We start from the raw sequence: 3446 nt of genomic DNA on the forward strand, positions 1-3446 counted from the left end.
ACCTGAAGTTCAAGGCGCCCCGCCTCAAGCATAAGCGGCTTCGTGCCCCATTCGACATTGGAGAAGCTCACTGTCTCGGCAACGACGGTCGGCACCAGCGAGAAGCCGATGTGGAGCGGCCCCTCGATCTTCAGTGTGCGGCCTGTTGCCTCCTGCGCTGCCGTCTCGATCTGCGGCGCAAAGCGACCAAGATCGATAAGCGTGAGCGCATAAAGCCCGCCCGCCAAAAGCACGACCAGAATAATGACGAAACGCAGAAGCTTTCTCATGGTGCCCCCCTGGCAGCCGCCTCTTCCAACCCGTCTTCCGCCCATAGGCTGTTCAGCGTCGGAGCAAGGCTGGCGAAATCATCAAGCACGACCCGCGCCCCGGACGCCTTCAACAGGGCAGGCGCATGATACCCCCATTCAACGCCGAGCGCATGGGCGCGCGCAGCCCGTGCCATTTCCATGTCATAGCTCGTATCGCCGATGAGAACGGTTGAGACAGGGTCCACCCCCGTCTCCCGCATGGCGCGGCGCAGCATTTCCGGGTGCGGCTTCGAGGGCGCGTCATCCGCCGTTTGAAGGGTCACGAAATAGTCCCGAAGCCCGTGCATTTCGAGCGCGTGGCGCAGCCCGCGCTGCGACTTTCCCGTGGCAATGCCAAGCACCGTATCCGGCCGCCCGGCAAGTTCATCCAGCATTTCCCGGACACCGGGGAAAAGCGGTTCGGTCAAGTCCTTACGCATCCGCAGTTCGAAAAAGGCATTCTTGTAGCTTTCGGTCACGCGGCGGCGCAGCCCCGCTTCCACATGCGGCACCAGCGCATGAATCGCCTCATCAAGCGACAAACCAACAATGGAAAGAACCTTCTCGCGGGGCAGTTGCTCGATCCCGTGCGCATCAAAGGCATGGTTCATTGCAGCAACAATCATGTGCTGGCTGTCGATCAGCGTGCCATCGCAATCAAACACGACAAGGCGGAGCGGCGTACTCATGCGTCAAGCCCATCAAACGCATCTCTGGCATCGCGCTCGTCAAAGGCAAGCAGCTTCCAGCTCGTCTTCATGTGCGGCGGCATCTCCGCCTCGATGAAAAAGCGTTTGCCATCGGGATGCGCAATGTCGATGGAGCGTGCGTGAAGATGAAGTTTCCGGGGAATCTCGCCGCCCGGATGCGCATTCACGCCGCCATATTTGCCATCACCCACAATGGGCGTGCCAATCGCGGAAGCATGGGCACGAAGCTGGTGAGTGCGTCCTGTCAGCGGCATCATGGCAAGCCAGGCAAGCTTGTAGGAGGCAGTGGCAACGGTTGAGAAATGAGTGACGGCGCTTCGCGCATTCTCATCTCCCTTCTCTGCCGCAAAAACGCGTTCGGCGCGTGGCCCGCCTTCCTTTGTCAGCGCAAGATCAATCGTTCCCTGCCGTGGCGTCGGCACGCCGACCACCAGCGCCCAGTAAATCTTTCGCGTGTCCCGCTCCTTGAAGGAACGGGCGAGCGCCGCTGCCGCCTTTGCCGTGCGCGCAAGAAGGAGAACGCCAGATGTATCGCGATCAAGCCGATGAACAAGACGCGGGCGCTCCGCTGCATCGAAAGTCAGCGCATCGAGCATCCCGTCAATATGACGCTCCGTCTTCGTACCGCCCTGCACGGCAAGCCCGGCGGGCTTGTTCAGCACAAGGATGGATTTGTCCTTGTGAATGACAAGCGAACGGACGAAGGCCGCATCCTGTTCGCTCACACCGCGATCTGCCTTGGGGGCAGGCTTTGCCGCTTCCTCACCCAGCGGCGGCACACGCACGAACTGCCCCTGTGTCAGCCGCACATTCGCCTTCGCCCGCGCGCCATCCACACGCACCTGGCCCGTGCGTAAGAGCTTTTCGAGACGGCCATGCGTGACCAGCGGAAAATGCCGCCTGAACCACCGGTCCAGACGGATCCCGTCTTCGTCACTCGTGACTGCGATCTGCGCAACCTCATTCATACCGACAACATCGCCTTCACAAGAAAGAGACCAAGAAAAAGCGCACCGATGCCTGCTGCAGTCGAGCCGCCCATATAGGCAACTGCAAGGCCCATATCGCCGCGCTGCATCAGGTTCGCCGCATCGAGCGAGAAAGCCGAGAAAGTCGTGAAACCACCGAGAATGCCAGTCGCAAGGAAGCTCCGCCATTCCGGCGATAGATCAACCTTGAACGCAAAAAGCCCGGCAAGCACGCCCATCAGCAGCGAGCCGATGATATTCACGCCAATCGTACCCCAGGGAAAATTCGGCCCGAAGAGGCGCAGCGCCTGAAGATTGAAGAGGTGCCGCGCGCCTGCGCCAATCGCACCGCCCAGAGCCACGGCCAGAAGCGTGTTCATGCGTTCCTCTCATCCCGCAGCTTCGCCCAATAAGAGAGGCGTTTTGAAATCTCCCGCTCGAAGCCGCGCTCGACGGGGCGGTAGAATTGCTGTCGGCCAACTTCATCCGGGAAATAGTCCTGCCCCGAAAAGGCGTTCGGCGCATCATGGTCATATTCGTAGCCTGCGCCGTAACCAAGCTCTTTCATGAGCTTTGTGGGCGCATTGAGAATATGAGCAGGCGGTGCGACCGATCCGGTGTCACGCGCAGAGCGCTTCGCCTTGTTGAAAGCCATATAGGCGGCATTCGATTTCGGCGCAGTGGCGAGATAGATCACCGCCTGTGCCAGTGCGAGTTCCCCTTCCGGCGCGCCAAGGAAATCAAACACTTCCTTTGCCGCGAGCGCCTGATGCACCGCTTCAGGATCGGCAAGACCGATATCCTCGATCGCCGCACGCACAAGACGCCGTGCGATATAAAGCGGGTCTTCTCCGCCGACCAGCATCCGTGCGAGATAGTAAAGCGCCGCATCGCAATCCGAACCGCGGATCGATTTGTGAAGCGCACTGATGAGATTGTAATGCCCTTCCCGCCCCTTGTCATAGAGCGGCGCACGGCGCTGCACAGCGCTGATGAGAGCTGCCGTATCGAAAGGCTCCGCACCGCGAAGCGCCTGCACCTCTTCTGCGAGGTTGAGCGCAAAGCGCCCGTCACCATCTGCCATTGCGCGAAGCGAGGCACGCGCATCTTCCGTGAGCGGCAAGGCTTCGCCGTAATGAACCTCGGCACGCTGCAGCAGTTTCTCAAGCGCTGCATCATCCAGCCGATGCAGCACCATCACCTGTGCGCGCGAAAGGAGTGCTGCATTAAGCTCGAAGGACGGGTTCTCGGTCGTCGCGCCCACCAGCGTCACCGTGCCGTCTTCCATGACGGGAAGAAAGCTATCCTGCTGGGTGCGGTTGAAGCGGTGGATCTCGTCCACAAAGAGCAGCGTACCCTTTCCCGTGGCGCGGCGCGCGCGGGCGGCATCAAATACTTTCTTCAGGTCTGCGACGCCTGAGAAAATCGCCGACATCGGCTCGAAGAAGAGCCCCACACGATCCGCAAGCAACCGGGCA

General features: G+C 60.6%; 5 protein-coding genes. All 5 read right to left on the reverse strand.

The window, feature by feature from the left end:
• Positions 1-269 (reverse strand): AsmA family protein (locus tag WBF74_RS05085; RefSeq protein WP_424436138.1); only part of this gene is annotated, 269 nt, incomplete at its 3' end.
• Entirely contained in the window at positions 266-979 is a 714-nt protein-coding gene (locus WBF74_RS05090; protein WP_424436141.1) for an HAD family hydrolase, read from the reverse strand. The genes WBF74_RS05090 and WBF74_RS05085, both read right to left, overlap by 4 nt.
• On the reverse strand, positions 976-1968 hold the full coding sequence (locus tag WBF74_RS05095) for an RluA family pseudouridine synthase (RefSeq protein ID WP_424436144.1): 993 nt from the start codon (positions 1966-1968) through the stop codon (positions 976-978). Before WBF74_RS05095 ends, WBF74_RS05090 begins: the two co-directional genes overlap by 4 nt.
• Positions 1965-2348: a fluoride efflux transporter CrcB gene (gene crcB / locus WBF74_RS05100; protein ID WP_424436147.1), complete on the reverse strand. Its 384-nt coding sequence runs from the start codon at positions 2346-2348 to the stop codon at positions 1965-1967. Before crcB ends, WBF74_RS05095 begins: the two co-directional genes overlap by 4 nt.
• Positions 2345-3446, reverse strand: a 1102-nt coding sequence (locus tag WBF74_RS05105; RefSeq protein WP_424436150.1) for a replication-associated recombination protein A, incomplete at its 5' end; no start/stop codon positions are given. The genes crcB and WBF74_RS05105, both read right to left, overlap by 4 nt.

The organism is Parvibaculum sp., from assembly GCF_049672805.1.
In the GTDB taxonomy this organism is placed as follows: Bacteria; Pseudomonadota; Alphaproteobacteria; order Parvibaculales; family Parvibaculaceae; genus Parvibaculum.